Genomic DNA, 26,070 nt, shown 5'->3' on the forward strand with positions numbered 1-26,070 from the left:
CCGACCCATCATCCTTCCGCCTGTAGTGTCTGGGGAACACTGGCTGGAGAAATCACCGTTACCTGCTTTTTGGTAAAGACGAGCTTGTGATCGACTACATCAATCTGAATGGTATCGCCTTCGGTGAAGGTATTCTCTAAGATCTTAGTGGCGATCGGATTCTCGATTTCTTTTTGAATCGCTCGCTTCAACGGCCGTGCGCCATACACCGGGTCGTAGCCCACATCTGCCACATAGTTCTGAGCCTCGATCGACAGCTCCAGTCCAATCTTCTGTTCTGCCAGCATCCGCCGAACCCGCTGAAGCTGAATCCGCACAATCTGACGCAGTTCTTTGACGCTGAGAGCATGGAACAGAATGATGTCGTCCACCCGATTGAGAAACTCTGGACGGAAGTGCGATCGCAAGGCCTGCATGGCCCGCTTTTGCATCTCATCGTACTGCGCATCATCACCAGACACATCCAAAATGTGTTCGCTGCCAATGTTACTGGTCATGACGACGATCGTATTCCGACAATCCGCCACTCTTCCTTGAGAGTCTGTAATTCGTCCATCATCCAGCAGTTGTAGCAGAATATTAAACACATCGGGATGGGCTTTTTCCACCTCATCCAGCAGCAGCACCGAATAGGGATGACGACGAATGGCTTCCGAAAGCTGCCCCCCTTCTTCGTAACCCACATAGCCCGGAGGGGCCCCCACCAGCCGCGCCACCGAGTTTTTCTCCATATACTCGGACATATCCAGCCGGATTAGCACTTCGTCCGTATCAAATAAACATTCCGCCAGGGCCCGAGCCAGTTCCGTTTTTCCGACCCCCGTCAGGCCAAAAACATGAAAGAACCGATCGGCCGTCCGGGATCGTTCATGCCAGCCCTGGCTCGACGAATGGCGGCCGCCACGGCTTCCACTGCCTCCTGTTGCCCAATCACCCGCTGATGCAGATAGCTTTCCAGTTGCAACAGCTTTTGCCGCTCCGATTCCATCAACCGGTTCACCGGAATGCCCGTCCACTTCGCCACAATTTCCGCAATATCGGATTCCGTCACCTGTTCCCGCAGCAACGTCATGCCGCGATTCTGAATTTCGATCAGGCTGGTTTCCTTTTCCTCCAGTTCATCATGGAGGGAAGCCAACCGACCGTACTTGAGTTGAGCGGCCGTATTCAGGTCGTAATCTCGCTCGGCTTTCTCAATTTGTCGCCGCAGGTTTTCCTCTTCTTCCTTCAGAACGTTGATCGCCTCCAGCAGATCTTTTTCGAGCTGCCACTGGGAACTGAGCTTATCCTGCTCAGACTTCAGCGTGTCAATTTCCTGCTCAATTTTCTCCAATCGATCCTTTGCGGTGCGGTAAAGTCCGATCGCAATGGAGGACTGCCCTTCTCCCTCCAGGGACAGCTTTTCCATCTCCAATTGAATTAGCCGCCGATCGATGGATTCTAGCTCCACGGGTTTGGAGGTGATTTCCATCTTCAGCTTGGCCGCCGCTTCATCCACCAGATCGATCGCCTTATCGGGCAGGAACCGATCGGAAATATAGCGATCGGATAGGGTGGCCGCTGCCACCAGGGCAGAATCCGCAATCTTCACCCCGTGATGAACTTCGTAGCGTTCTTTCAGTCCCCGCAGGATGGAGATCGTATCTTCAACAGAGGGTTGACCAATATAAACTTGCTGGAATCGCCGTTCCAGGGCCGCATCTTTTTCAATGTGCTTGCGATACTCATCCAGAGTAGACGCACCAATACAGCGCAATTCACCCCGGCCAGCATCGGTTTCAGCAAATTGCCCGCATCCGTCGAACCCTGGGCCGAACCTGCTCCCACAACGGTATGGAGTTCGTCGATGAACAGGACAATCTGCCCTTCCGAACTGGTCACTTCCCGCAGCACCGATCGCAGCCGATTTTCAAACTCCCCACGATACTTGGCTCCGGCAATCAATGAGCCCATATCCAGGCTGATCAGCAGGCGGTTTTTCAAGGATTCGGGCACATCACCGTTGATAATGCGCTGGGCCAGGGCTTCCGCGATCGCCGTTTTCCCCACCCCCGGTTCCCCAATCAGAACCGGATTATTCTTGGTGCGGCGCGATAGTACCTGAATCACTCGCCGAATTTCCTCATCTCGCCCAATTACCGGATCGAGCTTACCGGCTCTGGCCCGATCAGTCAGGTTGATCCCATATTTTTCTAAAGCGGAATAGCCTGTCTCCGGATTGCGGTCTTTAACTTTCTGCGTTCCCCGCGCCGCCTTAATCGCTGCCTCTAGCTGTCGCACATTGGCATTGTTATCCCGAAATAGCCGTCGCCCAATTCGCTCATCTTCGGCCAAGGCCAGCAGGATATGTTCGATCGAAATAAAATCATCCTGCATTCCCTTGCGGACTTCTTCACTGCGATCGAGCAGGCTATCTAATCCTTGCCCCAGATACAGCGTATTGTCGTAGGTGACTCTGGGCTGCCGCTGGGCATACCCTTCCATTTGCTGCTTGAACCGAGCAATGTCCACCCCCGCTTTGCCCAACAGGGTGCTGGCTAACCCTTCTTCCTGTTCCAGTAAGGCGATCGACAAATGCTCCACCTCCAGGTTTTGGTGGCGGAAGCGGCGAGCAATATCCTGCGATTTGACGATCGCGTCCCAGGCTTTCTCTGTAAATTTACTTTCGTCGGTGGGCTGCATACGCTAACGGATCTAAAAACGGAACCGGGATAATCAGGAGAGACTTAGCGACTTCAGTATAGCAATCGATGACGAACCCCTGACGATTCCAGGTGAAGGGTTCGCCGCCCGGTGGTAAAGACGCTGTTAGCTGCCAATTATTCCAGGGTGGGCAGCAGAGATCTGTTCAATAGGAGCATGATGGGGCAACAATCTCCCCCCGGAAAACTTGCATTTTCTCGATTCCTGCATAACACTGGTTTAGGCTCAGGAATCAGGAATATCCTGAGCGGTGCCCGAATCCTTCTTAACTCCCGTATAAACCTTTGAGTTCTTTTATCAGTCCGGCCCAACGCCCTCAATTCTGAAAACTATGCTCCAGAGAATTCGTCGTCAACTCAGTTGGAAAGCATTGACTCAACCCTGGCGAGATGTAGACTGGCTGCTGCTGGTCATCCCGATCGCCCTGACGGTACTGGGGGGACTGATGATTCGCAGTACTGAACTCCAAACGGGTACAACCAGTTGGATTCAGCATTGGATAACGGGGGGAGTTGGAGTTGTGATCATGCTGCTGCTGGCTGCCTTTCGCTATGAGGCGTTGACCCAGTGGTATTGGCTGATTTACGCCTTGACGAATCTCTCGCTGATTGCAGTTCGGTTGATTGGAACTACGGCACTGGGAGCAGAACGCTGGATTTCGATCGCTGGATTCCATGTGCAGCCGTCTGAGTTTGCCAAGATTGGTGCCATCATTACCCTTGCAGCCTTTCTAAGCAATCGTCCTTCACTGAACTTAATTGATGTCAGTAAAGCTCTCACCATTATTGCCCTGCCGCTAATTCTGGTGTTTCTGCAACCCAGTTTGGGAACCTCATTAGTCTTCGGAGCCATTACATTAGCCATTTTGTACTGGGGCAATGCCAATCCGGGTTGGTTAATCCTGTTGATTTCGCCGATTCCTGCGGCAATTCTGGCGAATCTCTTTCTACCGCTCTGGTTTGTCTGGGTGGTGCTGATGGGTATTATAGCCTGGCGAACGTTGCCCTGGATGCGCTTGGGAGCTTTCATGATGGTGGTGCTGAATCTGGTGGCCGGTAGCATGGGGCAGGTGTTATGGGGCGTACTGCACGATTACCAGAAGGCACGAATTACTCTGTTTCTTGATCCCTACCAGGATCCTTTAGGCGGGGGCTATCACCTGATTCAGTCGCGGATTGCGATCGGGGCAGGACAACTGTGGGGCTGGGGTTACACCAGGGAACCCAGACGCAACTTCACTTCATCCCAGAGCAACATACGGACTTTATCTTTGCAGCGATCGGGGAAGAATTGGGGTTTGTCGGAGCATTTTTGGTACTGTTTGTCTTCTGGTTACTCTGCTTGCGGTTGGTTTTAATTGCCCAAACCTCCAAGGACAATTTTGGCTCCCTGCTGACGGTGGGAGTATTAGCCATGATCAGCTTCCAAACCCTGGTCAATATCAGTATGACGATCGGGTTGGCTCCGATTACGGGAATTCCGCTGCCCTGGTTGAGCTACGGTCGATCGGCCCTACTGACCAATTTTATTGCGATCGGCTTGGTGGCTTCGGTGGCCAATCATCGACGACGGCTGAAGTTTTGATCGGACAGTACCTGATGAATGACTCAGGGCAGCTCCGCATATCCACGTTCTACAAACCAGTTCACAGCCTGCCGCAGGGATTCCTTGATCGGCGTTTGGGGCAATCCTAACTCTCGCACGGCCTTAGACGGATCGTAGTACATATATTGCATCGACATTCGTACCCCATCGATCGGCACAGCAGGCGGTTTACCCAGTTTTGCCAACACCTTTTCGTCAATCCAGGCGACGCTGAGGGGAATCCAGGCGGGAATTGATCGGGCTGGCGCAGGCCATCCAGTGATGTGAGCCAGTTGGTCTAATACCGATTTCAGCGTCAGATTTTGATGGCCCAAAATGTAGCGATCGCCCGTCTTTCCTTTCTGCAAAGCCAGCAGATGCCCTCGCGCCACATCCTGGACATCAATAAGGTTTAGCCCGGTATCTACATAAGCCGGCATCTGGCGACGCAGAAACCGCAGAATGATATCTCCCGTCGGGGTTGGCTTCACGTCCCACGCTCCGATCGGACTACTGGGATTGACGATCACCACATCCTGTCCAGTTTTCGCAGCTTGAACCGCTTCCTGCTCCGCCCAATATTTCGACTGCTTATAATATCCGACTAATTTCTCTACAGGGGATTGGTAGGTTTCATCCACGGGAAGGCCATTGGCTCCAACTCCGATCGCCGCCACTGAGCTGGTGTACACCGTGCGATCGACCCCTGCCTGCCGTGCTGCGGCCAACACATTCCGAGTGCCCAACACATTGTTTTGGTAGAGCATCTCTCGATCGGACTGCCACAGGGAATAGTGGGCCGCCACATGAAACACCGCCTCACAACCCTGCATCAGGGAGGTTAAATTCGGATCCCGCAAATCCCCCTTCACCACTTCCACATCCAACCCTTGCAGGTTGTCTAAGCGACTGGTCGATCGCGCCAAAGCTCTCACCGCATATCCGTCTGCCAGCAAAAGTCGCACCAGATTCGCCCCCACAAACCCCGTTCCACCCGTGACAAAAACCCGCATACTGAACCCAAGTGTTGAATTTAAGAACTATTCTTGTGGGGTGGGTATCTTGCCCGCCCAGTGCAAGTATAAGCCTTTGAAGATTCAGACTTTGAAGATTCAGACTTTGAAGATTCAGACTTTGAGCTTTGCGATCGAACTGAAAAAGAAATTTGTGAACCGATCTGGAATCAGAATCTACAAGGATAAAAAGCGTTATTGTCACCCGCTAAGGGGGAGCACAGCAGGGTGTATCCCACTTTTGCATTTGCATGATGGATAGTTCACTGGCAGGCAAGATGTCTGCGCTACGGAAATCGATCCATTTGCATCAATGGGATGCTCCCGCACAGCAGTGCGCTCTTACAGCCGATTTTTTCAAAAATTGGGATGCCATTTAAGTGCAGATCCCTGAATTCATGATCCTCAGGACTCGATCGGGATCGAATATCAGAGTTTGCTCCGGGTCAGTGGGTGCTGGAAGGTGGGCAGTGCCCACCCTACTGATTGCTAAACTGTTGCGGCCGAAAGGGCAGGTTTTGCTGCATCACGGAGTAAATCCGCTTTGTCAGTCTGTTCCCAGGGTAGCTCTAGATCCGTACGACCAAAATGACCGTAGGCTGCTACATCTTGATAGAAACGTCCTTCCCGTTCAGACGGTAACCGACACAAGTTGAAGGTTTGGATGATTCCCGCTGGACGCAGTTCAAAGTTTTGTTTGACCAGTTCCAACAGCCGATCGTCATCTACCTTACCTGTACCAAAGGTGTCAATCATAATGCTGACGGGATGGGCTACCCCGATCGCATAGCTGAGTTGGATCTCACACTTTTCTGCAAGACCAGCCGCCACAATATTCTTAGCGACATAGCGAGAAGCATAGGCTGCACTGCGATCGACCTTTGTGGGATCCTTTCCGGAGAAGGCTCCACCCCCATGCCGAGAATAGCCGCCGTAGGTATCGACAATGATTTTCCGTCCGGTTAAGCCAGAATCACCCTGAGGCCCCCCGATGACAAACTTCCCGGTAGGATTCACCAAGAACCGCGTGCGATCGTCTGGTTTCACCGAAATATCGGAGAAGATGGGAAGAACCACGTGCTCCCACAGATCCGCCTTGATTTTGTCCTGGACAGCTTGAGGATCCGTAATATCGCCGATCGTGGCAGTATGCTGAGTGGAAACCAGGATGGTGTCAATCCCAACGGGCTTACCATCTTCGTAGATCACGGTAACCTGAGTCTTACCGTCAGGACGCAGATAGGGCAATTGGGCTGTTTTACGGACAACGGACAACTGACGAGAAATCCGATGGGACAGGCTGATGGGAAGTGGCATCAATTCCGGCGTTTCATCGCAGGCAAATCCAAACATCAATCCCTGATCGCCTGCCCCAATCTTATCTAGTGCTTCATCACTGGATTGCTCACGTCTTTCGTAGGCTGAATCAACCCCCTGAGCAATATCAGGAGACTGTTGATCCAGGGCAAGCAGGACTGTACAACTGGTGGCAGAGAAACCATTATCAGAATCGGTGTAACCAATGTCTGCAATTTTGTTCCGTGCCAGATCAACATAGTTCACCTGGGCTTTGGAGGAAATTTCACCTGTAATCAGAACTAGACCCGTGTTCACTACGACTTCCGCCGCAACACGACTAGATGGATCTTGAGTGAGCAGTGCGTCCAGAATCGTATCTGAGATCTGATCGCAAATTTTGTCAGGATGGCCTTCCGTAACGGACTCAGAAGTGAAGAGGTAACGACGAGACAAGGATATTGACCTCTCTATACTAGATGGGCATTAAAAAATATTGGGGTTAAGAATGGAGATTAGCATATTTTTGCTCTCGATCGGTGAAATTCGATCGATTAAAGCAAGTCTTTACTCGGTTTTTACAGTCTAAGTCTCGCCGGATCAATTAACAGTTTGGCTAGCCATTGGTTTAGTTCAAATCACCCTCTCCCCGGCGCACTTTTTACCCTGACAGTGAATGAATGATTCAATCATCCTGGCATGAATCTTGAAACACCAATGAATATTCAAGGGGCAAAAATTTCGTTTTCAGAATAAATAAATGGCAGTCAGTCTAACACTTGAATCTCAGATAAATGACGGACGATCGCATCGGCATCGGAGACTTTAACCGATTGAGTCCAGCCACCCGTCACTGCAACACAGCCCGCCATGCCCGCTTGATGGGCAAGCTGAACATCTAATTGCGAATCTCCCACCATCAGTGTCGTCTCAGGAGTTGCTCCGAGGGAGGCAAAGAGCTGTTCGAGGAGGATTGGATCTGCCTTACTCGTGTATGCTTCGCTTCCCAGAGAGCAGTGAATCCATGACTCCAGACCATAGTGCTGGGCAAAGTCTTGCACATTGCTGGTGCTATCGGAGGACAAAATTCCCACTTTAAGACCCAGTTCAGACACATGCTGCAACAGGTCAACCACTCCTTCCAGGGGAGGGGTTTCTTCCGCTTTGCGAGGGACATACTGATCCGCTTCAGCGAAGGCCGATCGCGCAATTTCCAGGGACTCTACCCAGCCTCGACCCGTTTCAGCAATATAGGCGGCGGCGGCAATTTCATTGTCCAGGCGTGTCCCGACGGCCATCAGCCCAGCGGGATGGAGTTGATCCTGCTCGACCCCAAACGCCATTAATAACGGCTCCTGCACCCCTGGAATCTGAGCATCAATCAAGCGCGATCGACGTTGGGCTAAATTCCGAAGAAAAGCCTCAGAATTTGCCAGGGTGCCATCTTTATCAAAGACGATCGCCCAAATTTCATGAAATTTCTGATTTCCGCAGCAAACTGTTGCCAAGGGAAAACTCCTCGCTACTCACAACTTAGCCCATTTGCAGACAACCCTACCAACCGGAGACCCTCAGCTTACAGCAAAAAGGAGGGCAGCCCCTCCTTTCTACCTTACCGCCTCTGCAAGCGGTTCAATCCCATCAGGCGATCGCACAAATCAGGCTACTCGTCTTCTGCCGAGATATCTGCACCATCATCATCTGTTGCAGCGACTCCAACTTCAACCTCCTCAGTTGCCGAAATATCTTCGCCCTGAAGCTGTTGCAGCATTTTCTCCCGGTACTTCTCCGCCATCTCTTCCGCCTTGTCATAGACAACCTGCGGATTTTTGACCATATCACCCGGTTCCGGTTCCAACTGTTTAGTTGATAGCGAGATCCGACCTCGTTCTGCATCCAGATCGATGATCATCACCTTCACTTCATCATTAACATTGAAAACACTGTGGGGCGTATCGATATGATCGTGGGAAATTTCCGAAATGTGGAGCAGACCACTGACACCACCGATATCAATAAATGCACCGTAGGGCTTCAGTCCGCGCACGGTTCCAATCACAACCTCGCCCACCTCTAAGCGGTTCATCTTCCGCTCAACCAGAGCCCGACGATGACTCAAGACCAGTCGATTGCGATCTTCATCGACCTCCAAAAACTTCAACGGCAGTTCTTCGCCCACTAAGTCTTCCTTCGGTTTGCGAGTGCTAATGTGGGAACCCGGAATAAATCCTCTTAACCCTTCAATGCGAACTAAGGCACCACCTCGGTTGGTCGCAAACACATTCGAGCGAACCGTAGCATCCTCAGCTTGAAGCTGACGCACTCGTTCCCAAGCCCGCATATATTCAATGCGCCGGATCGAGAGGGTAAGCTGCCCATCTTCATTCTCATCCGTCAGGATGAAGAATTCACGGGTTTCATTGGACTGCAAAACCTCTTCAGGGCTATCAATCCGGTTGATTGACATTTCCTGAATGGGAATGTACGCCGCCGTTTTAGCGCCAATGTCAATCAGAGCACCCCTTGGTTCAATACTGAAAACTGTCCCGGCCACGATATCTCCGGGACTAAAGTGGTAGTCGTACTGATCAAGGAGAGCAGCGAAATCTTCGTGGGTAAAGCCAATGTCTTTTATTTCCTGATTGACCATGCGATGTGTTTCCTGGTGGTTATCTCCATAGTAGTAGTGGTCTGGTTGCAGCGCGTTAGCCCTGGACAAACCAATTAGCACCGCTAACTAGTGCATGACCAGATGCTTAACAAGTTCCATTGTAAGAGATATAAATCTCAGATAGTACTAGACCCTAAGAGAACTATCATAGCTCAATTCGGTTTTTGAGCCAATCTCCTCTAGGGAAGTTGCAAGATTGCTCAAATTAATTATGAGAAGTGGGGAATCGGGAAGAGGCTGCCGCTGTGAGCTTGGGCAGTAGGGAATGGGGGAAATGGGAGAAAAACTAAGATACTGGGAGTAGGGCATCTAGTAGAAGCGAGCGTGAATTGAGCAACCGTAGCGCGGGCATCTTGCCCGCGCAGGCTGGAAGCCTGCACTACGAAAGGTGGGCGTATTGCTGCCGAGGTCTACTAGCTTTATCTGCTGGGCAGATCACTGGGCTTGCCATCCCCTAATGATTGGACATGGAAGGAATCGCTTCTCGATCGCCACTCACCTGGCTGGTTACTCGATCGGTAGGAGGTTCTGTCCTCCCTTCATTAGAAGAACCGAGAGCAGACTCCTGGAGATGATTGAGGATTTCGACAAAATCTTTGATGCCTTTGAATTGCTTATGAACCGAGGCAAAGCGGATGTAGGCGACTTCATTCAAGGACTGTAGATGCTTCAGAACCAGTTCGCCAATTTCAGTGCTAAATACTTCCCGCACAGCCTGCTGTTGCAGTTCGGCTTCAATTTCTTCCGCAATATTTTCTAGCTGCGTTTGGGAAATCCCGGTTTTTTCACAGGCAATATTCAATCCCTTCAACAGTTTAGAACGATCAAATGATTCTCGATCGCCATCGCGTTTAATCACGGTAATCGGTACAAACTCGATCCGCTCGTAGGTTGTAAATCGACGACTACATCGGAGGCATTCGCGTCGCCGCCTAACACTTTGACCAGACTCAGCCGATCGTGACTCCAAAACCCGGTTATCGGGAAATTGGCAGAATGGACATCGCATAGCAAACGCCCTCCGGGTGAATTACTGTCCGCTGCAAATTGGCTTACCTGATGGCGAAATCCCTGACAAAGATAAAACTGAGTCACAGGAGAACAAAAGAACTGTGAAATCCCAATTCAGGCGAAACAAATCTTACGCATAAAGGAAACCTAATGTCATCATACTGCAATTACAAATGCAAAATTACAAATGCGAAAACCTGGGTGTCTAAAGAACTGGTTCGACAAAAAGCTGAAACCAGAAACAATAGGCTAACCCAGGCTTGATTATGATCTCATTTGATCGGTCTTGCTTTGATCAGTCTTTCTTGATCCGGGGGGGTTCCCGGAAAGCGATCGCAAAAAACAATACGCCGATCGCCAATGTTAAAACCAGAATGTAAGCAACGCTTTCCATGAATCGAGATTCCTCCTAATCTGGCACTCCTTAAGTTTACTGATAAAGGGAGGCACTGGTCTAACAGGGTTTTACTGCTGCCAGACCCTATGCCGCCACCGAGCAACCTATCCAAATCCGGGTTAGAGCTTTAGATAGGGTACAAAGCCAGGATGCTAGATTGCTTCAGATCGCCGAGTGGATCGGTCACCCACTTTCTGATAGAAGCCCCATTCCACCTGCTCCTCTGACAGATCGGGGTCAATCCCGGCAAACACATCACGGAACAGGGTTCGAGAACCATGCCAGATATGTCCAAAGAAGAAGAGCAGCGCGAACACCGCATGACCGTAAGTGAACCAACCCCGAGGGCTAGTGCGGAATACCCCATCTGACTCCAGCGTTTCCTGGTCAAATTCAAAGGGTTCACCCAACTGAGCCTTACGAGCGTACCGCTTCACCACGGCAGGGTCGGTAAAGGTTTGACCATCCAATGCTCCACCAAAGAAGGAGGCAGTCACGCCAACTTGCTCAAAGCTGTACTTCGATTCAGCCCGACGGAAAGGAATGTCAGCCCGAACAATGCCATCTTTGTCGGTAAGAACGACGGGGAAGGTTTCAAAGAAGTTAGGCATCCGACGAACGAATAGCTCGCGTCCCTCAGCATCCTTGAAGACAGGATGACCCAACCATTCCGTGGCAATGCCATCGCCGCTAACCATCGGACCGACGCGGAACAAACCACCTTTGGCAGGGTTATTGCCAATGTAGTCGTAGAAGGCCAGTTTCTCAGGAATGTTAGACCATGCTTCGGCGTAGCTGGCCCCATCAGCAACCTGAGACTGAACTCGACGTTCAATTTCCTGCTGGAAGTAGCTACTATCCCACTGGTAGCGGGTTGGCCCAAACAACTCGATCGGCGTTGCAGCACTACCGTACCACATGGTTCCGGCTACGACGAAGGCAGCAAAGAACACCGCCGCGATACTGCTGGAAAGAACTGTTTCAATGTTCCCCATCCGCAGGGCCCGATAGAGCCGTTCCGGTGGACGAACAGTGAGATGGAAAAGACCCGCAATAATTCCGACGATACCTGCCGCAATATGGTGAGCTACAATACCGCCCGGATTATACGGATCAAATCCTTCCGGACCCAGGCAGGAGCAACGGGTTGAACACTCCCGGTCAACCCATAGGGATCGGACACCCACATTCCAGGGCCAAATAGACCTGTCAGGTGGAATGCACCAAAACCGAAGCAGAGCAAACCAGACAAAAATAAATGGATTCCGAACATCTTGGGCAAATCTAGGGCAGGTTCGCCAGTCCGAGGATCTCTAAAGAGTTCCAGATCCCAGTAAACCCAGTGCCAGCAAGCTGCCAGAAATAGTAAACCAGACAGGATAATATGAGCGGCTGCAACACCCTCAAACGACCAGAATCCGGGGTCAACGCCAGTTTCACCCGTGACGCTCCAACCACCCCAAGAACCCGTTACGCCTAAACGTGCCATGAAGGGCAGAACGAACATACCCTGCCGCCACATGGGGTTTAAAACGGGGTCACTGGGGTCGTAAATGGCTAGCTCGTACAGTGCCATTGAGCCGGCCCAACCTGCTACAAGGGCAGTATGCATCAGGTGTACAGCGATCAGCCGTCCTGGGTCATTCAGAACTACTGTGTGTACTCGATACCAGGGTAGTCCCATCGACTACGCTCCTCCTATTTCGATATATTTCAACGCTTCCTTCAGCCTTTTCTAAAAGTGTCTGATACTGGTAAGCCTACCAGATTAGAGACACCGAGCAGTAGCTATCGTCTCCTGTCGTTCTTACCCCAGATTCCGATCGCACGAGGAATCAGAATTATGAGGAAAGAGCAAAGTATAGTTTAGACAGTTTGACAATAAGCTTGTAAAAATGAAAGTGTATAAAGAAGTGTAACCAGTGCAAGAATTGTTTGCAAGATGACTCAGACAGGCTCTCAGCAAGAATCTCAGATGGACACAAAGCCAGAAAACCAGGAAACCGAACAGGAGGCGACTCCTCAGCCCACTGCCTTCCCTTGTATTAAGTTTGTTAAAGAAGGTAAAGAAGTGTTTGCCGCTGATGGAGCAAACCTGCGGCTCAAAGCATTGGAAAATCAGATCGACCTGTATACGCTGGTCGGCAAAATGATGAACTGTGGCGGTTATGGGCAATGCGGCACCTGTATCGTCGAGGTAACCGAAGGGATGGACAATCTTTCTCCTCGAACCGATGCCGAAAACCGCAAACTGAAGAAAAAGCCTGACAACTATCGTCTGGCCTGTCAAACCTTAGTGCATGGGCCAGTCAGCGTTGTGACAAAGCCTGGATAGGTGCTTTTTGGGCAGCGATCGCATGAACTGTGTAGATTGGGGTGTATTCTTGATCCTGTGACTCGTTTCTGTGCCTGTGTTGAAGAGGTAGCTAATGGAAGTTAACAATCTGGGTTTTGTTGCAACAATTTTGTTTGTTCTTGTTCCTGCCGTATTCCTGCTAATTCTTTATATTCAGACTGCAAGCCGGGAAGGGGGCAGTAACTAGCTCACCCGTTCAGGACGTTCAAGCTTAAAATTCACGGGCTTAAAATTCCCAATGTGAAATTGAGTGCATAGCCTCGCGCTAGCACTCTTCATTATTTCAAAATTGTTTCAAACAATTTCAAGTTGATTGGATATCTAATCGGTCTTGAGTTGGTGAAATGAGAATTTGGATGAAAAGCTGAATAAGCTGATTCCCTGTAGGCTAGGGTTTCGGATGGGCGAACTAATTAGATGGGTAAATCAATTAGATCAGTTCATCAGAAGGCAACCCTGCTTCAGGGAATCTAAGTTATGGAGTGACTGAGTTACTATATGGCTGCTTCATACTTGGGAGCATAGGACTGGAGCAATGAACTCATTTGACTGAGTAATTCATCTCCGGTGTTTTTGCCGATCGCCTGTCGTTCGGGGAAGAAGTCGGGTTGATCCAGGTTCCGTCCGATCGCTTCGTTCACCTTTTGGGCAATCAATGCCTGGAGTTCCTCTTTTGCTTTGTTCCGCTGATACTCTGCTCCTTCCTCCGTAGTGGCATAGAGGGGAGGCAGGCGATTCAGAGCATAGGCAGCAATATCCCCCAAGTCCAGGGTGCAATCGCTCGTTGCTTCAATTTCAGCCGCGCGGGCGATCGACTCTGTCAGCACCAGTTCTTCCATGACGTTAATGAACTGCTTTCGGGGCACTGCGACGACTTCGCCAGTGAGTAAGGCTCCCATTAAGCGATCGAGTGCCATGTATTCTTCGATCGACAGTTCGGAAGCGGTATCGCAGATCCGCCCCACCTCAGCTTCCATTGCTGGCGTTAAGTAACCATCCTGAAGAGCTTGTTCAACAATTCTCTCAATACTCATAAGGCATCTCTATATCCGGGTCTTGTACCTCCCATAGTGAGATGGGAGTTGAGAAATTAGGATTACTAGCAAAGTGCTGAGGGCTGAGGACTGAGGACTGAGGACTGAGGACTGAGGACTGAGGACTAAGTTGGAAGGTTCTCAAAGCCTGCCGTTCAGCGTCAGATGGATTCAGGTTCAGCAGGCACCTGCTATATCTTGTCTCTAGTATTCCCACGATCGGGCAAAAATCACTCGATCGCTCCATATCGCCAGGGAACCGGATCAACACACTGTCCGTGAACGTATAGCCCCCAATGTAAATGGGCCCCCGTCACGCCGCCTGTGGCTCCTACGGCTCCAATGCGCTGCCCGGCCTGCACAAAATCTCCTTCCTGGACATCAATGCGGCTGAGATGCAGAAAGATGCTGGTGACTCCCTGACCATGATCAATGCCGATCGTATTGCCATGTAGCTCGAAGCCATTCTCCACTCGTCCCACCAATGCCACCCGACCTGCAGCGGGAGCTACGATCGGATCCCCGGTGGGTGCGGCATAGTCTACGCCCCGATGGAAATAGTCTTCGGCAAACTCACCGTTGTAGTAGCGTCGAACGCCATAGACGGTAGTAATTTCTCCAGGACTGGGCCGTAGAAAGGCTCCGTTCCAATGCCGTTCAGGAGTGACAATTTGCTTAAATTCATCCACCCGATCGAACTCATAGTCTGTTCCTAAACTGCCTACTCCGCTAATCCATAAGCTTTGAGTCGGAAAAGAGCGATCGCGCAGTTGGAGGGCAACGGTTTCTGAATGGCTGCCTGCATTCACCTGAAGATTAATCCCTCCGGCCCGATCGAGTGGCGTAGTGGGAACCAGGGCCCGATAGCGGTTTGGACTGAGGGAAAAGGCGGGATAAGTGGTTTGGTTCAGGGTGACAGAGGGACTGTCTCCGGTGGTTCCATCTGTTTGAATCAGAACGGTGATCGTATCGCCCAATTGGGGGTTGGTCGGCTGGACTTGTACCTGAAAGGCGTGAGCCGGAGTACTTAAAACGGTCAGTAGGGTTGCAATGGCCAGACAAACACTGAGCAATATTGAAGAAATTCCTAAGCGACGACGCATTCCTTTCCTGATCTGAGCCAGCTGGAAAAATGGAGAGCGATTGGACGATCGAAACGGGTGTAGTTTAACCATGAGCAGTCACCATGCCATGAACCAGGTCATCAATAAGGATCAACTTGAAGGATCAACTTGGTCAGCTAGAGTAACACTGATGGGCTGAAAAGCCAAATTTTCCAGGGAGAGCATCATGATGTCCAACGAGGTGAACAGGGATTCAGCAGGTTCTCCGGTGGTCATTGACTACACCCATGACCCCGATATTTTGCAAATTTTTCCGCAGGGTTCCCATCTATACAGCCATCGGGTAGTGGGAGAAGATTGGCAATTTGGTGACTACTATGAGCCGCCATTTGCCATTCCTGAAAGTTGTGCGAAACAACATCTTGTCATCATCTACACCGAAGTTCCAGAAAATACGCAGTTAGAGGAAATTACAGAAGGACACCGAGCCGTTACTCAGCCCCAACCAGGAGATGTGAGCCTGATTCCTGCGATGGTCAGGCAGAGTGCTTGCTGGAATCAACCCCACCGCTACATCACACTGAGTCTTAACCCCGATGGCTTTGCTCGGCGATCGCCTGAGTTGGTTGCATCCCACAGGATTGAACTTCTGCCTCACTCGATCGCTCCTGATCCACTGATTCACCACATTGGTCTTGCGCTGAAAAATGAATTTGAGTCAGAGAGATCCGGTGGGCAACTTTATATTGATTCGCTGATGACGACACTCTTCATGCATCTCCTGCGACACTATTCCCAACAAACGGGTAGACCTCCGGCACTCTCAGAAAAATATTCCAGAGGTTTGTCTGCCCGAAACCTTCAGCAGGTGGTGGACTACATTCATCATCATCTGAGCCAAGATTTAAGCCTGGCTGAACTGGCAGCCCTTGTGCATCTAAGCCCCAGCTATTTTGCCAGCCAGTTTAAACAAGCAACCGGACTAGCTCCCCATCAATACGTGATTCAAACCAGGGTCGCCCAGGCTAGACAACTGCTGCTGACAAGGGAATTGTCGATCGCCGAAATTGCTCATAGCCTGGGTTTTGCCCACCAGAGCCACCTCAATCTTCACTTCAAACGAACCTTTGGCGTAACACCCAAAAGATTTTTGCAAGAACAGTAAGAATTTGCCAAAAATCAAAATTTTCTGCAAGAAACAACTGGGTTGAATCCGGTTTGATGAGTGTTGTTCTACTCCAGACATCCAGTTGAGCAAGATATGCACACGATCGCAATTGTTTATTTCTCCGGGTTTGGTCATACCCACCTCATGGCTCAATCCATTGCAGCAGGCGCAAAGCAATTAACCAACACGATCGCCAAACTGATCCGAATCACGGGCGAACAAATTATTGAAGGTCGATGGCACGACGACACCATTCTGATGACCCTCAATGAAGCAGACGCAATCATTTTTGGTTCCCCCACTTACATGGGAGGTGTGGCTGGTGAATTTAAGGCATTTTTAGACGGAGCCAGCCAGGTTTGGCTCCAGCAAGGTTGGAAAGATAAGTTGGCGGGTGGTTTCACTCACTCTGGTTCCCCCGCGGGCGATAACCAGAGTACGTTACTTTACCTGGCGATCAACGCAGCCCAGCATGGCATGATCTGGGTCAGTTCGGGCGAACTGCCGATGCAGTCAAACGGGGTAAACCGCTTGGGATCTTCTCTGGGGGCGATCGGTCAAACCACACCGGACTTTACTCAGGAAGCCAGCCTTGACTCAGGCGATCGGCTTACTGCTCACCATTACGGTCATCGGATTGCCACTGCTGCCCATCGATGGCACAACCGCTAATATCCATTCTCCAAGAAAGGGCGTTTTGCAAAACGCCCCTACAAGATTTTCGTTCTAATTTTGGGGACTGATATAAGGGGACTGATATAAATTGTCATCTTGATTGGGCCACCATACTTTTTCCCACAGCTCCTCCATACTTCAGATCCATACTTTCCTGCAAAGACAAACACAAAGTTGCGCTCTATGGTTGGTATGGGTTAACAAAATTGTTGATTCAGCTCAAATTCAACTACTTGCAATCTAAAAATCTTTCTACATTTTTCGTAAAGTGAGGCTTGAACTATGCGGTTTTTTAATGCTGTTAGCATTACTGGAGCTATTCTATCGACTGCTCTCATGGGAGGGCATTTACTGGCAGAGGAAATTTGGTTGGAAAGAGAAGCTTTCTTTAATTGGGAAGAGGTTTCCGATGCTTTAAGTCATCCTGAAGTGAGAAATTCTGTGGCATTAGAACCCTGGTACATTAACACCTATCCCATTATCCGCAGAGGCGATCTGGTTACTTTTGAAGCTGCCAGCCCCGATGGGCAATATGTACAGTTTTTTGGAAATTGTGAAACCACTCATATCACACCGCAGTTTATCGGAGAGTTTCTGAGTCCCACTCGCATTCGTTATTACCCTTCTCAATTGGATTGGCGACTGGCAACCGATTGGCGATCGGGCTTACTCAATTTTGCTTGCAATGCAACACAACAACCTTATTAATTGTTGAATTTAATTGTTGAAATATTCGTGTATTTCGTTAGTTAAACCTCGCATTTTGGAGCATTGATATGGACATTGAAGCGATCGCTCAACAACATCATTTAGGTCAGTTAGTTAGCACCCATTCCTGGCATAAACGATCTAACCGAAACCTATTAATTTTAGTGATTTTGTTCTTTCCGTTCGTTCTCATTGGCTCTGTTATGTTTCTTGGCATTCCACTCTTTATCTCTCTCTACCTGCTAATTCGGCAAATTCGTCGGCTGACAACTTCCAAGCAGGTCATTTACCTATTTGAACACGGATTAATTGATCATCGTCACCGCCAACCCACTGTAATTCGGTACAGCGATGTGGACACATTACAGTTTGCGATCGAGCAGCTTCGGGCAAGTTATCGGGAAGAATACAGCATCAAAACGCAGCAGGGAAAAACCTGGCAAGTCTTCCATACAGTTGACGGGATTCGCACCATTGGTGATGTCTTGCAGCAGAAGGTGTTAGAAGCACAACTCCCACGAGCGATCGCCCAACTCCGCCAGGGTGAACTCATCAAATTTCAGAAGGTGCAACTCAGCCACCAGGGAATTCACAGGGGTCGTCGTTTCTTGTCCTGGTCAGAGGTTGAACAGATCGGTATTCAAACTGTGCAACTCCGCAAAGGCCAGCGCACATCTTACTTTTCCCGGCTCTGCATCTGGAAAAAAGATCAATCCCGCCTGTGGGACTACTTTTTGCGAAATCGCTTTCCTAACCTTGCTTTGTTTCTAACGCTGGCAAACGTTGCTCAAAAAGGTCAGGTTCCAACCGATCTGTTAAAAGATCACCTACCCGATTATCCCGTCCCTACTGAATTACCGCCTATTGACAGTCATTCAGCCCTTTAGTTAGGTTCAGCAGAACGATCGCATATTCCCATCACCCATTACCCATCACCCATTACCTATTACCTAATTACCCATCCCCCATCCCTCATCCCCCCATCCCCCCAATTTCCCCCCAGAACTCAAAAACTCGATATGCTAAAGATTACGAGAGTTTAAATTTTTTCTCATTTTTTCCACTCTTCATTAAGAATCGCTGTGCAAGAAGACTTTCGGTTAATCGTTGATTTGGTGATTGTCCTGGCCGCAGCCGCTGGGGGAGGATTTCTGGCCGCTCTGCTGAAGCAGCCTGTTTTGTTGGGCTACCTGCTGGGTGGGGCGATCGTTGGCCCTACGGGGTTGGGGTTGGTGAAGGAACTGGTGCAGGTGGAAACCCTGGCGCAGTTAGGGGCTGCCTTTTTGCTGTTTGCCCTGGGGGTGGAGTTTTCCTTTGCTGAACTGAAGAAAGTGCAGCGGATTAGCTTGGGGGGTGGGTCACTTCAAATTCTCTCAACCATTTTAATTACGGCCCTGGTTTCGATCGCCGTTGGTTGGGTTCTATCTCCGGCACAGGGGGTATTTTTGGGAGCGATTCTGTCCCTCTCCTCTACGGCAGTGGTACTGAAGTGCTTGATGGAGCGCAACGAAACTGAAACTTCCCACGGTCGGGTGATGCTCGGTATTTTGATTGTGCAGGATCTGGCCCTGGGGTTAATGCTGGCGGTGTTACCGGCGCTGGATCGTCCCTCAGAGGAAATTGGGATTGCGATCGGGTTAGCCCTACTGAAAACGGCATTATTGGCTGTCGGGGCGATCGTTGTGGGGATTTGGGTGATTCCCCATTTGCTGCGATCATTAGCCCGAACGGAAAGCCGAGAGCTATTTTTGTTAGGTGTGGTGGCTCTATGTCTGGGAATTGCCCTCCTGACCGAGCATTTGGGATTGTCGATTGAAATGGGGGCGTTCATCGCGGGTTTAATGATCTCCGAGGTGGAATACGCAGATCAAACCCTGACCTATGTAGAGCCAATTCGGGATATTTTTGCCAGTTTATTTTTTGCAGCGATCGGAATGCTGATCGATCCAGGCTTCATCTGGAATAATTTAGAGCTGATTTTAGGATTAGTGGCGATCGTCTTTATTGGTAAGTTTTTATTAATTACCCCCTTAGTGCGACTGTTTGGCTACCCCCTGAAAACCTCGCTGATTGTGGGATTGGGGTTGGCGCAGATTGGGGAATTTTCCTTTGTGTTGGCGAGTAAGGGGCAGGTTTTGGGGCTGGTTTCCCGGCGGGTCTACTTGCTGATTTTGGGTACCACCGCTGTGACGCTGGTGGTCACGCCCTTTGTTCTCCGCTTTATTCCTCAGTTTTTCACCTGGGCCGATACAGTTCCCTGGTTAAAGAGTGTCCTGGAAGGATCAGACTTACCCCAGGAAATGGCAGAGAATTTGCCGTCTAAAAATCATTTTGTGGTTTGCGGCTATGGTCGGGTTGGGCGAAATATTGTGCAGTTACTCCAGGCACATGGACAACCCTTAGTGGTCATCGATCAGTCTGAGCAGACCATTCAACAACTCCGCGAGTCAGGCATTCCTTATGTTTATGGCAATGCTGCCAGTTTACACGTCATGGAAGCAGCGGGTGTTCCTGAAGCTAAAGGGTTGGCCATTGCCCTGCCAGACCCAATGAGTACCCGACTTTGCCTGAAGCGGGCCCTGGAACTGGCTCCTGATCTGGATACCGTGGTGCGGGCGATGCAGGATCGGGATATTGAGCTGCTGTATCAGTTGGGGGCGCGGGAGGTTGTACAGCCAGAGTTTGAAGCGAGCCTGGAGTTATCGACCCATTTGTTGGCGGGTTTGGGGGTTCCTCTGCCCATCATTCACCGAGAAGTCCAGCAAATTCGCAATTCTCGCTATCAAGATCTCCGGCCCGAACGCTTACCGGCTCAGGTGTCACGGGAACTGGCGGCTGCGGCTCAGGATATGAACAGCAAGTGGTTCAACCTGCCGGATGGATCGCCCTTAGTTGGCATGACCCTGGAAGAAACGGATCTGCGTCGCCTCACGGGGGTTAGCTTGATGGCGATCAAACGATCGGCAGGGGAAGAAATTGACTATCCCGACTCGCAGAGATTCCTGGAAGCAGGCGATCGACTGCTGATTGTGGGGGAACCCGATGAGCTTTCAGCCTTCAAGGAATTAGCGAAGGGTGAGGCAGCGGTTCCTACGGAAAATGCCTCCTGTCAATGGCTGCTGGTGCCCGAACATAGCCCGGTCAGCGGTAAAACCCTGGCCGAGTTACATATTCGCCGTCAGTTTGGAGTCCTGATTCAAGCCATCCGCCGGGAAGGTAAGTTCATCCGATTCCCGGATGGCAATAGTGACCTCCAGGCAGGCGATCGGCTGTTGCTGTGCGGTAATTTTCATGCCCTGAACCAGGCCAGCCAATGGATTGCGCCAGAAGTGCGTCCAGAAGTGCGTCCAGAAATGTCAGGGATCGCATCAGTCGTTTCAACCGTTGGATCAGGGGTTCCAGAACTGGGATCGGATTTATCTGAGGCGAAAATATCAGTGAATCGGGATACCAGAGAGGAGCATGGAATTGAGGCTAGTGGAGTTGAAACCAGTGGAGAAGCAAACACCAGGACTGCGATCGGTATACATCACGGACTCGCTAACGGTCATGGATTGACCAACGGCAACGGGAATTCATCCCAGCATTGACAGACTGAGCCACCAAATTCAGGATTGTGGATCAAATAACCTTTAATCATTTTGGTTGACTGGGCGGGCAAGATGCCCACCCCACAAGAATTTCAGGTTATTACATTTGTATTGCTAAGGATCGTGGATCAAATAGCCTGTAATTATCCTAGTTGACTGGGCGGGCAAGATGCCCACCCCACAAGAGTTTTAGGTTGTTAAATGTGCATGCTTGAGCAAACAGACTGAGCCAGTTTGATTATCCCAACGTCACATCCAGAAACATCATCAGCACAAATCCAGACATTACGCCGATCGTCCCTGCTTTTTCATAGCCCAGCCGATTTGATTCCGGGATAATTTCATCACAGATGACGAATAGCATAGCTCCCGCCGCAAATCCCATGGCGATCGGCAGAACGGGTTGAGCGATGGTAATGGCAATTGCGCCAGTGATCCCCCCCACCAGTTCCACCAAACCCGTCAGCGCGCTGATGGTAATGGACTGCCGTCTGGAATAACCCTCAGAAAGCAGAGAAAGGGATACCACCAGCCCTTCGGGAATGTTCTGTAAAAAAATGCCTGCGGTTAAAGCAATGCCATTGGCAATATTTTCTCCCCCAAAGCCAACCCCAACCGCTAACCCCTCTGGGAAATTATGGATGGCGATCGCAATCACAAACAGCCAGACCCGCTTCAGGTTGATTACATCAGACCCTTCTCTGCCCTTGAAAAAATGTTCGTGGGGAAAATACTGGTGACTGAGCCAGAGAAATACCCCACCCAAAATAATCCCCGTAGTGACGATCAGCGCGGCGGTCACCGTATTTCCCAACGCATCATCTGCGGCTTCAAGTCCTGGAATAATCAGGGAAAAGGCAGTGGCCGCCAGCATCACCCCCGCACCAAACCCCAACATTACCCCTTGAACATTCTGAGTAATGCGCTTAATAAATAACGTGGGAAGTGCCCCTAAGCCTGTGCCAAGGCTGGCAATCAGACTGCCGAGAATGCCAAGGTAAATACTGGAAGCAGGCATAGGATGAAATCAGAGAAAAGGTAGGTAGAAACTATAGAAAACCGATCGTGGCAGGAAACTGGACGGGATGCAATAAGAAAACTATCCGGGAAAATGCTCGCTGTTACTCCGGCTGTTACTCCGAAGGACTGGCTGAGAGCGGTTGATACTGCCGACCACGCCATTGGGTTGGGGTACGGAGGGAAGAGAGAAAAATTCGGTAAACCGCCAGTGGATCAGCAAACAGAGCCAGCCAGAATGTCCATGCCGATCGGGCTTGGGTGAAGTCATAGGAAGAGGCGATCGCCCACTGTAAAGCAAACCGAATCAACACCAGGAAGCCATTCAAGCCTAGCGCCAGGCGGATGGGTAAAGTGGCCGCTCCCCCCAGGATCAGGTAAACGGCAATCCCCAGGGTTACGAGCAAAGGCAGTCCCTGCACGGCGATCAAAAATCCCAGATCACCCCACTTCTGAGGAGTCGAACAGGCATCTTTTAAATCCAGCGATCGTCCCCACTCCTGCCAGGTTTCTTTCATGCCTTCATACATCCGCACCTTCAACAGGTTTGCCCCATCCAGAAAGCCCACCTTCGCCCCTGAGCGGGCTGCATTTCGAGCCAGCGTCACATCATCACAAAAGGAACGGCGCGCACTGGTGTAACCGTCCAACTGGGTTAACAGCGATCGACGGCAGAGAAAACACTGCCCATTGGCCATAACGCGATCGGCTCCATCGGCAGCACTGCCCGCTGCGCCAAACCGATAAATCAGGGTAATTAACAAGGCTGGCTGCAACCAGAATTCACCCAACTCCTTAAGAATAAATTGAGGAGCCAGGGAGATCAGATCATAGCCACCCTGCTGGGCGGTTTGGATTAAACTGGCCACCAAACCTGGTTGGGGCTGGGTATCGGCATCAATTCCTAGAATCCACTCACTGTCCGGTGAACTGTGTAAAAATCCAGTGTGTAAGGCCCAGGGACGACCCACCCATCCCGAAGGCAGGGGATCATCGGTCAGAACCCGAAAGCGGGGATCGTGGGTTTGCATCGCCTTGACCCGATCCACCGTACCATCCTGCGATCGGCTGTCTACAATGATGATTTCTCGCACTTCATAGCCCTGCCGACTTAAACCCTCCAGACAAGGAGAAATGCGAGCCGCCTCATTTAGCGTAGGCACAATTACGCTGACCCTGCCGAGTAGATCCGGGGTAGGCGATCGAGTCTGTAAAGGAGGCTGACGACCAGGTGCTTGCAGCAACCGGGATAGCAAAATTGCCGTAGCCGGTAATTGAACCAATAGCAGCAGCAGTGCGACCTCCTCCATCCCGTTGCATTTCTCCTAACCTGTTTTGTGAGTTAACCTATTTTGCGAGTTTTTAAATTCCGTCAGTTTCAGCCCTGGTAAGGCTCAAAACGAGTTGCGGAACGATCGGCACAACTAACTTTTTGTGACCACCACGGGCGCAGCAGGATTTGGCGTTTCTATCGCTGCACCATTATTCCCATGCGCCAAACCATCCTGCACCGAGGAGTCAAATGGCTCCAGCGTCTGAGATTGCTTAAGTTTCCAGCAAACGATCGCCGGAATCACTCCTAACACAATTCCTAAGGCAATCGGCACCCAGAAGCCGGCACCGATGCTCATCACCATTGCGAAAGTAAAATTGCCCAAATAGACAATCAGGGGGAAGTTCAGTTGATCCGGCCGCAGGACGATGGGTTGTCCTCGCCATAACAGAGCCGCAACCGTCATAAATACCATGCCCGTCCCCAACCATCCAGCAAAATTTTGATAGGGCATGCCGAAGAAAGCACCGGGCTGATGCCAGTACCAGAAGGGTAGGGCCGTCTGACTCATGGCTGGATCCAAGACAAAATCCCAGGAAGTTAAAAGCAACGCGCCCAAACCGATCGCCCCAACGTGCCACAAGCCGCCCCGCCGGGAAAACACCGCTCCTAAGCCTGCCCTGGCCAGTAAGTAGGAGGACAATCCCAGGTAAAACCACGATAGGGGAATTGTGAAGGGAACCAGTCCCGCAATTTTATAACCCAGTCCACTGAGATAGTTATAGTGCCCAAAGGGAAAACCCGTACTTGTTCCCAGCAGTTCGCTACTCAGGGAGATCAGCACCGCAGGCAGCATGAACGCCAGCCAGTTGCGTATCCCCAGGGTTCGATAGGCGTAGATCGCCACTGCCACAGTTCCCAGGACAATGTAGACGACTCCACCACCCGCCATACTCCAGCGAAAGAGAGTTTGCCCAGCCGGTACGAACGACAAAAACTCAGGGTGAGGCATGACTAGCAATAGCCCTGCCAATCCGAACGCCATGGATACTAAATGTCCAATCAAGCAAAAGCGTTCTATTTTTTCCAACCGCTCCATCACAAACTCTCCAGAGTGCCTAAGTGCCAGAAATCAGCGCAGGATGCAGAGTTACTCGATCCCAATCAGTAACTCGATCCCACTACAGACTACTGCAAAATTATAAGTTTTGTAAACGCAGGCGTGGGGCTTCGGTCTGCACCAAACTGCCCCAAATGTGACGCAGTTCTATAGACTATAGACTGCTACTGGATACACACATTAACGCAACAAACTAGAACTGTGGCGATCGTATATACCGTTGTTGGCTGGATTGGACTGCTGCTGCTCCTGGCTGGAGCGATTTTCCTGGTCTTGGAAATGCAGTTTCGTCGTCGTCCAGGGAATCGATTAGAGTTAACCCTCGGCGAGTGGGATCTGGCAACCTATGAGCCGGATCACTATTTGCTGGTGGGTGAATTGGAGCTAATCAACCAGACCAAACGTCTGGAGGTGATGGTTCCTGAACTGTGGGCGGAGGTCACGCTCCTCTCTAAAGCCAGCCTGGATCAGGTGCAAACTACCGTCCAGGTTACGCCCCGCCATCCGGATGCCCCGGCCGGCCAGATGGCTACTGGTTTGGCTATATCGTTAAACGCAAACCCACCCGCCTGGAAATTTCGGTCAACATTACTGGAAAAGACCTATCGCCCCTGGAGTCTGCCTGGCTGCGAGTGCACTACATCACCTACGGCCCCCAGGGACGCATTCCCAAGGTACGGCACATCATCGTGCCCTTAAAGTTCCCAGTTCCAGAGGAAACCCATCGCTGGCGACCCGCCATTAAGGCAGATGTGCTGCCCGTGCGGACGCATTTACTGACTCATCTGGATAATCCCGTTGAGGTCGTAAAACGCTATGCCCTGCCCCAATCCCAACCCGGAGACATTATCACGATCGGTGAAACGCCCGTCGCCCTGATGCAGGGTCGCTTCCGCCATCCCACGGATATCCGTCCCGGCTGGTTGGCCCGGCGGCTGTGCTACTACTTCATGCCCACTTCTAGCCTGGCGACGGCCTGCGGACTCCAGGCATTAGTGGATGTCGTTGGGGCCTGGCGCGTGCTGTTTGCCTTTCTGGGAGGGGCGGTGGGCAAAAAGCTGTTGGGAAAACCGGGAATGTTTTATGTGCTGGCGGGAGAACAGGCTCGTCTGATTGATGATGTCACCGGAACCCTACCGCCCTATGATCAATTTATTGTCTTAGGGCCGGAAAATCCGCAGCAGGTGGTGGATGAAATTTATCAAGAAACGGGGTTAGCCGCAGCGATCGTAGACGCAAACGATCTGAAAGCAGTTAAGATATTGGCAGCGACTCCAGGCACATCCCTGGAGCTTTTAGAGCAGGCACTGATTAGCAACCCAGCAGGCAATGCTGATGAGCAAACCCCCCTTGTGCTGATTCGCCCAACTCCCACAGCGTAGTTCAACCG

18 protein-coding genes and 4 pseudogenes are annotated in these 26,070 nt (G+C 50.8%); 9 read left to right on the forward strand and 13 right to left on the reverse strand.

The annotated features are described in order from the left end of the window. Window positions 1-8 precede the first annotated feature (8 nt). Window positions 9-2,682: pseudogene (gene clpB / locus ACM1PF_RS32785) on the reverse strand (ATP-dependent chaperone ClpB). Between the two features lie 352 nt (window positions 2,683-3,034). Here clpB and rodA point away from each other — a divergent pair. Next, window positions 3,035-4,287 (forward strand): annotated as a pseudogene (gene rodA / locus ACM1PF_RS32790) (rod shape-determining protein RodA). A gap of 23 nt (window positions 4,288-4,310) precedes the next feature. Here rodA and hpnA read toward each other — a convergent pair. The 7 genes and pseudogenes from hpnA to psbB form a co-directional block, all read right to left on the reverse strand. Continuing rightward, window positions 4,311-5,300 carry a hopanoid-associated sugar epimerase gene (hpnA, locus tag ACM1PF_RS32795; RefSeq protein ID WP_416670623.1) on the reverse strand — a complete coding sequence of 330 codons (990 nt, stop codon included), beginning with the start codon at window positions 5,298-5,300 and terminating at the stop codon, window positions 4,311-4,313. 489 nt (window positions 5,301-5,789) lie between these two features. Continuing rightward, window positions 5,790-7,052: a methionine adenosyltransferase gene (gene metK, locus ACM1PF_RS32800; protein ID WP_416670624.1), complete on the reverse strand. Its 1,263-nt coding sequence runs from the start codon at window positions 7,050-7,052 to the stop codon at window positions 5,790-5,792. 311 nt (window positions 7,053-7,363) lie between these two features. Continuing rightward, window positions 7,364-8,104, reverse strand: coding sequence for an HAD family hydrolase (locus ACM1PF_RS32805; protein ID WP_416670625.1), 741 nt, complete (start codon window positions 8,102-8,104; stop codon window positions 7,364-7,366). 155 nt (window positions 8,105-8,259) lie between these two features. Beyond that, complete coding sequence (locus ACM1PF_RS32810; RefSeq protein ID WP_416676908.1) at window positions 8,260-9,246, reverse strand: 30S ribosomal protein S1; 987 nt, start codon at window positions 9,244-9,246, stop codon at window positions 8,260-8,262. A gap of 475 nt (window positions 9,247-9,721) precedes the next feature. Next, window positions 9,722-10,276: a transcriptional regulator NrdR gene (gene nrdR / locus ACM1PF_RS32815; protein ID WP_416670626.1), complete on the reverse strand. Its 555-nt coding sequence runs from the start codon at window positions 10,274-10,276 to the stop codon at window positions 9,722-9,724. Window positions 10,277-10,573: 297 nt separating this feature from the next. After that, entirely contained in the window at window positions 10,574-10,672 is a 99-nt protein-coding gene (locus ACM1PF_RS32820) for a photosystem II reaction center protein T (RefSeq protein ID WP_416670627.1), read from the reverse strand. Between the two features lie 155 nt (window positions 10,673-10,827). Continuing rightward, window positions 10,828-12,359, reverse strand: a pseudogene (psbB, locus tag ACM1PF_RS32825) (photosystem II chlorophyll-binding protein CP47). A gap of 360 nt (window positions 12,360-12,719) precedes the next feature. Here psbB and ACM1PF_RS32830 point away from each other — a divergent pair. Both ACM1PF_RS32830 and psbM read left to right on the forward strand, forming a co-directional pair. Continuing rightward, a complete protein-coding gene (locus ACM1PF_RS32830) occupies window positions 12,720-13,010 on the forward strand; it encodes a 2Fe-2S iron-sulfur cluster-binding protein (protein ID WP_416676909.1) in 291 nt (96 codons plus the stop codon). A 94-nt stretch (window positions 13,011-13,104) separates the two neighbouring features. Continuing rightward, window positions 13,105-13,218, forward strand: coding sequence for a photosystem II reaction center protein PsbM (gene psbM / locus ACM1PF_RS32835; RefSeq protein ID WP_416670628.1), 114 nt, complete (start codon window positions 13,105-13,107; stop codon window positions 13,216-13,218). Window positions 13,219-13,525: 307 nt separating this feature from the next. Here psbM and ACM1PF_RS32840 read toward each other — a convergent pair whose 3' ends face one another. Both ACM1PF_RS32840 and ACM1PF_RS32845 read right to left on the reverse strand, forming a co-directional pair. Beyond that, the gene (locus ACM1PF_RS32840; protein ID WP_416670630.1) at window positions 13,526-14,065 is read right to left on the reverse strand and encodes a late competence development ComFB family protein; all 540 of its coding nucleotides are present in this window, start codon (window positions 14,063-14,065) and stop codon (window positions 13,526-13,528) included. A 230-nt stretch (window positions 14,066-14,295) separates the two neighbouring features. After that, window positions 14,296-15,168 carry a M23 family metallopeptidase gene (locus ACM1PF_RS32845; RefSeq protein WP_416676911.1) on the reverse strand — a complete coding sequence of 291 codons (873 nt, stop codon included), beginning with the start codon at window positions 15,166-15,168 and terminating at the stop codon, window positions 14,296-14,298. Between the two features lie 187 nt (window positions 15,169-15,355). Here ACM1PF_RS32845 and ACM1PF_RS32850 point away from each other — a divergent pair, with 187 nt between their 5' ends. The 5 genes from ACM1PF_RS32850 to ACM1PF_RS32870 all read left to right on the forward strand — a co-directional run bounded on the left by ACM1PF_RS32850 (window position 15,356) and on the right by ACM1PF_RS32870 (window position 21,270). Beyond that, on the forward strand, window positions 15,356-16,294 hold the full coding sequence (locus ACM1PF_RS32850) for a helix-turn-helix transcriptional regulator (protein ID WP_416670631.1): 939 nt from the start codon (window positions 15,356-15,358) through the stop codon (window positions 16,292-16,294). Window positions 16,295-16,390: 96 nt separating this feature from the next. Further along, complete coding sequence (locus tag ACM1PF_RS32855) at window positions 16,391-16,969, forward strand: flavodoxin family protein (RefSeq protein WP_416670632.1); 579 nt, start codon at window positions 16,391-16,393, stop codon at window positions 16,967-16,969. A 285-nt stretch (window positions 16,970-17,254) separates the two neighbouring features. Then, a complete protein-coding gene (locus ACM1PF_RS32860; protein ID WP_416670633.1) occupies window positions 17,255-17,680 on the forward strand; it encodes a hypothetical protein in 426 nt (141 codons plus the stop codon). A 68-nt stretch (window positions 17,681-17,748) separates the two neighbouring features. After that, the gene (locus ACM1PF_RS32865) at window positions 17,749-18,567 is read left to right on the forward strand and encodes a DUF6585 family protein (RefSeq protein WP_416670635.1); all 819 of its coding nucleotides are present in this window, start codon (window positions 17,749-17,751) and stop codon (window positions 18,565-18,567) included. Between the two features lie 195 nt (window positions 18,568-18,762). Then, on the forward strand, window positions 18,763-21,270 hold the full coding sequence (locus tag ACM1PF_RS32870; RefSeq protein ID WP_416670636.1) for a cation:proton antiporter domain-containing protein: 2,508 nt from the start codon (window positions 18,763-18,765) through the stop codon (window positions 21,268-21,270). Between the two features lie 238 nt (window positions 21,271-21,508). Here ACM1PF_RS32870 and ACM1PF_RS32875 read toward each other — a convergent pair whose 3' ends face one another. The 3 genes from ACM1PF_RS32875 to cruF all read right to left on the reverse strand — a co-directional run bounded on the left by ACM1PF_RS32875 (window position 21,509) and on the right by cruF (window position 24,659). Further along, window positions 21,509-22,288: a ZIP family metal transporter gene (locus ACM1PF_RS32875; protein WP_416670638.1), complete on the reverse strand. Its 780-nt coding sequence runs from the start codon at window positions 22,286-22,288 to the stop codon at window positions 21,509-21,511. Between the two features lie 115 nt (window positions 22,289-22,403). Further along, a complete protein-coding gene (gene cruG, locus ACM1PF_RS32880; protein ID WP_416670640.1) occupies window positions 22,404-23,597 on the reverse strand; it encodes a 2'-O-glycosyltransferase CruG in 1,194 nt (397 codons plus the stop codon). Between the two features lie 114 nt (window positions 23,598-23,711). Next, window positions 23,712-24,659 (reverse strand): gamma-carotene 1'-hydroxylase CruF, encoded by a 948-nt coding sequence (cruF, locus tag ACM1PF_RS32885; protein WP_416670642.1) that lies wholly within the window; start codon window positions 24,657-24,659, stop codon window positions 23,712-23,714. A 222-nt stretch (window positions 24,660-24,881) separates the two neighbouring features. Between cruF and ACM1PF_RS32890 the strand changes: the two are divergent. Further along, window positions 24,882-26,062 (forward strand): annotated as a pseudogene (locus ACM1PF_RS32890) (F420-0:Gamma-glutamyl ligase). The last annotated feature ends 8 nt before the right edge of the window (window positions 26,063-26,070 follow it).

Source organism: Egbenema bharatensis FJBBOT/2019 (genome assembly GCF_048077055.1).
GTDB classification, from domain to species: domain Bacteria; phylum Cyanobacteriota; class Cyanobacteriia; order Elainellales; family Elainellaceae; genus Egbenema; species Egbenema bharatensis.

What these genes read in the sequence shown, in the direction of transcription:
- nrdR (WP_416670626.1), bottom strand. Translation starts at nt 10,276, where the DNA reads ATGCGATGTCCATTCTGCCAATTTCCCGATAACCGGGTTTTGGAGTCA.
- ACM1PF_RS32845 (WP_416676911.1), bottom strand. Translation starts at nt 15,168, where the DNA reads ATGCGTCGTCGCTTAGGAATTTCTTCAATATTGCTCAGTGTTTGTCTG.
- cruF (WP_416670642.1), bottom strand. Translation starts at nt 24,659, where the DNA reads ATGGAGCGGTTGGAAAAAATAGAACGCTTTTGCTTGATTGGACATTTA.
- hpnA (WP_416670623.1), bottom strand. Translation starts at nt 5,300, where the DNA reads ATGCGGGTTTTTGTCACGGGTGGAACGGGGTTTGTGGGGGCGAATCTG.
- ACM1PF_RS32820 (WP_416670627.1), bottom strand. Translation starts at nt 10,672, where the DNA reads ATGGAAAGCGTTGCTTACATTCTGGTTTTAACATTGGCGATCGGCGTA.
- ACM1PF_RS32840 (WP_416670630.1), bottom strand. Translation starts at nt 14,065, where the DNA reads ATGAGTATTGAGAGAATTGTTGAACAAGCTCTTCAGGATGGTTACTTA.
- ACM1PF_RS32810 (WP_416676908.1), bottom strand. Translation starts at nt 9,246, where the DNA reads ATGGTCAATCAGGAAATAAAAGACATTGGCTTTACCCACGAAGATTTC.
- ACM1PF_RS32850 (WP_416670631.1), top strand. Translation starts at nt 15,356, where the DNA reads ATGATGTCCAACGAGGTGAACAGGGATTCAGCAGGTTCTCCGGTGGTC.
- ACM1PF_RS32875 (WP_416670638.1), bottom strand. Translation starts at nt 22,288, where the DNA reads ATGCCTGCTTCCAGTATTTACCTTGGCATTCTCGGCAGTCTGATTGCC.
- cruG (WP_416670640.1), bottom strand. Translation starts at nt 23,597, where the DNA reads ATGGAGGAGGTCGCACTGCTGCTGCTATTGGTTCAATTACCGGCTACG.
- psbM (WP_416670628.1), top strand. Translation starts at nt 13,105, where the DNA reads ATGGAAGTTAACAATCTGGGTTTTGTTGCAACAATTTTGTTTGTTCTT.
- ACM1PF_RS32865 (WP_416670635.1), top strand. Translation starts at nt 17,749, where the DNA reads ATGGACATTGAAGCGATCGCTCAACAACATCATTTAGGTCAGTTAGTT.
- ACM1PF_RS32855 (WP_416670632.1), top strand. Translation starts at nt 16,391, where the DNA reads ATGCACACGATCGCAATTGTTTATTTCTCCGGGTTTGGTCATACCCAC.
- ACM1PF_RS32860 (WP_416670633.1), top strand. Translation starts at nt 17,255, where the DNA reads ATGCGGTTTTTTAATGCTGTTAGCATTACTGGAGCTATTCTATCGACT.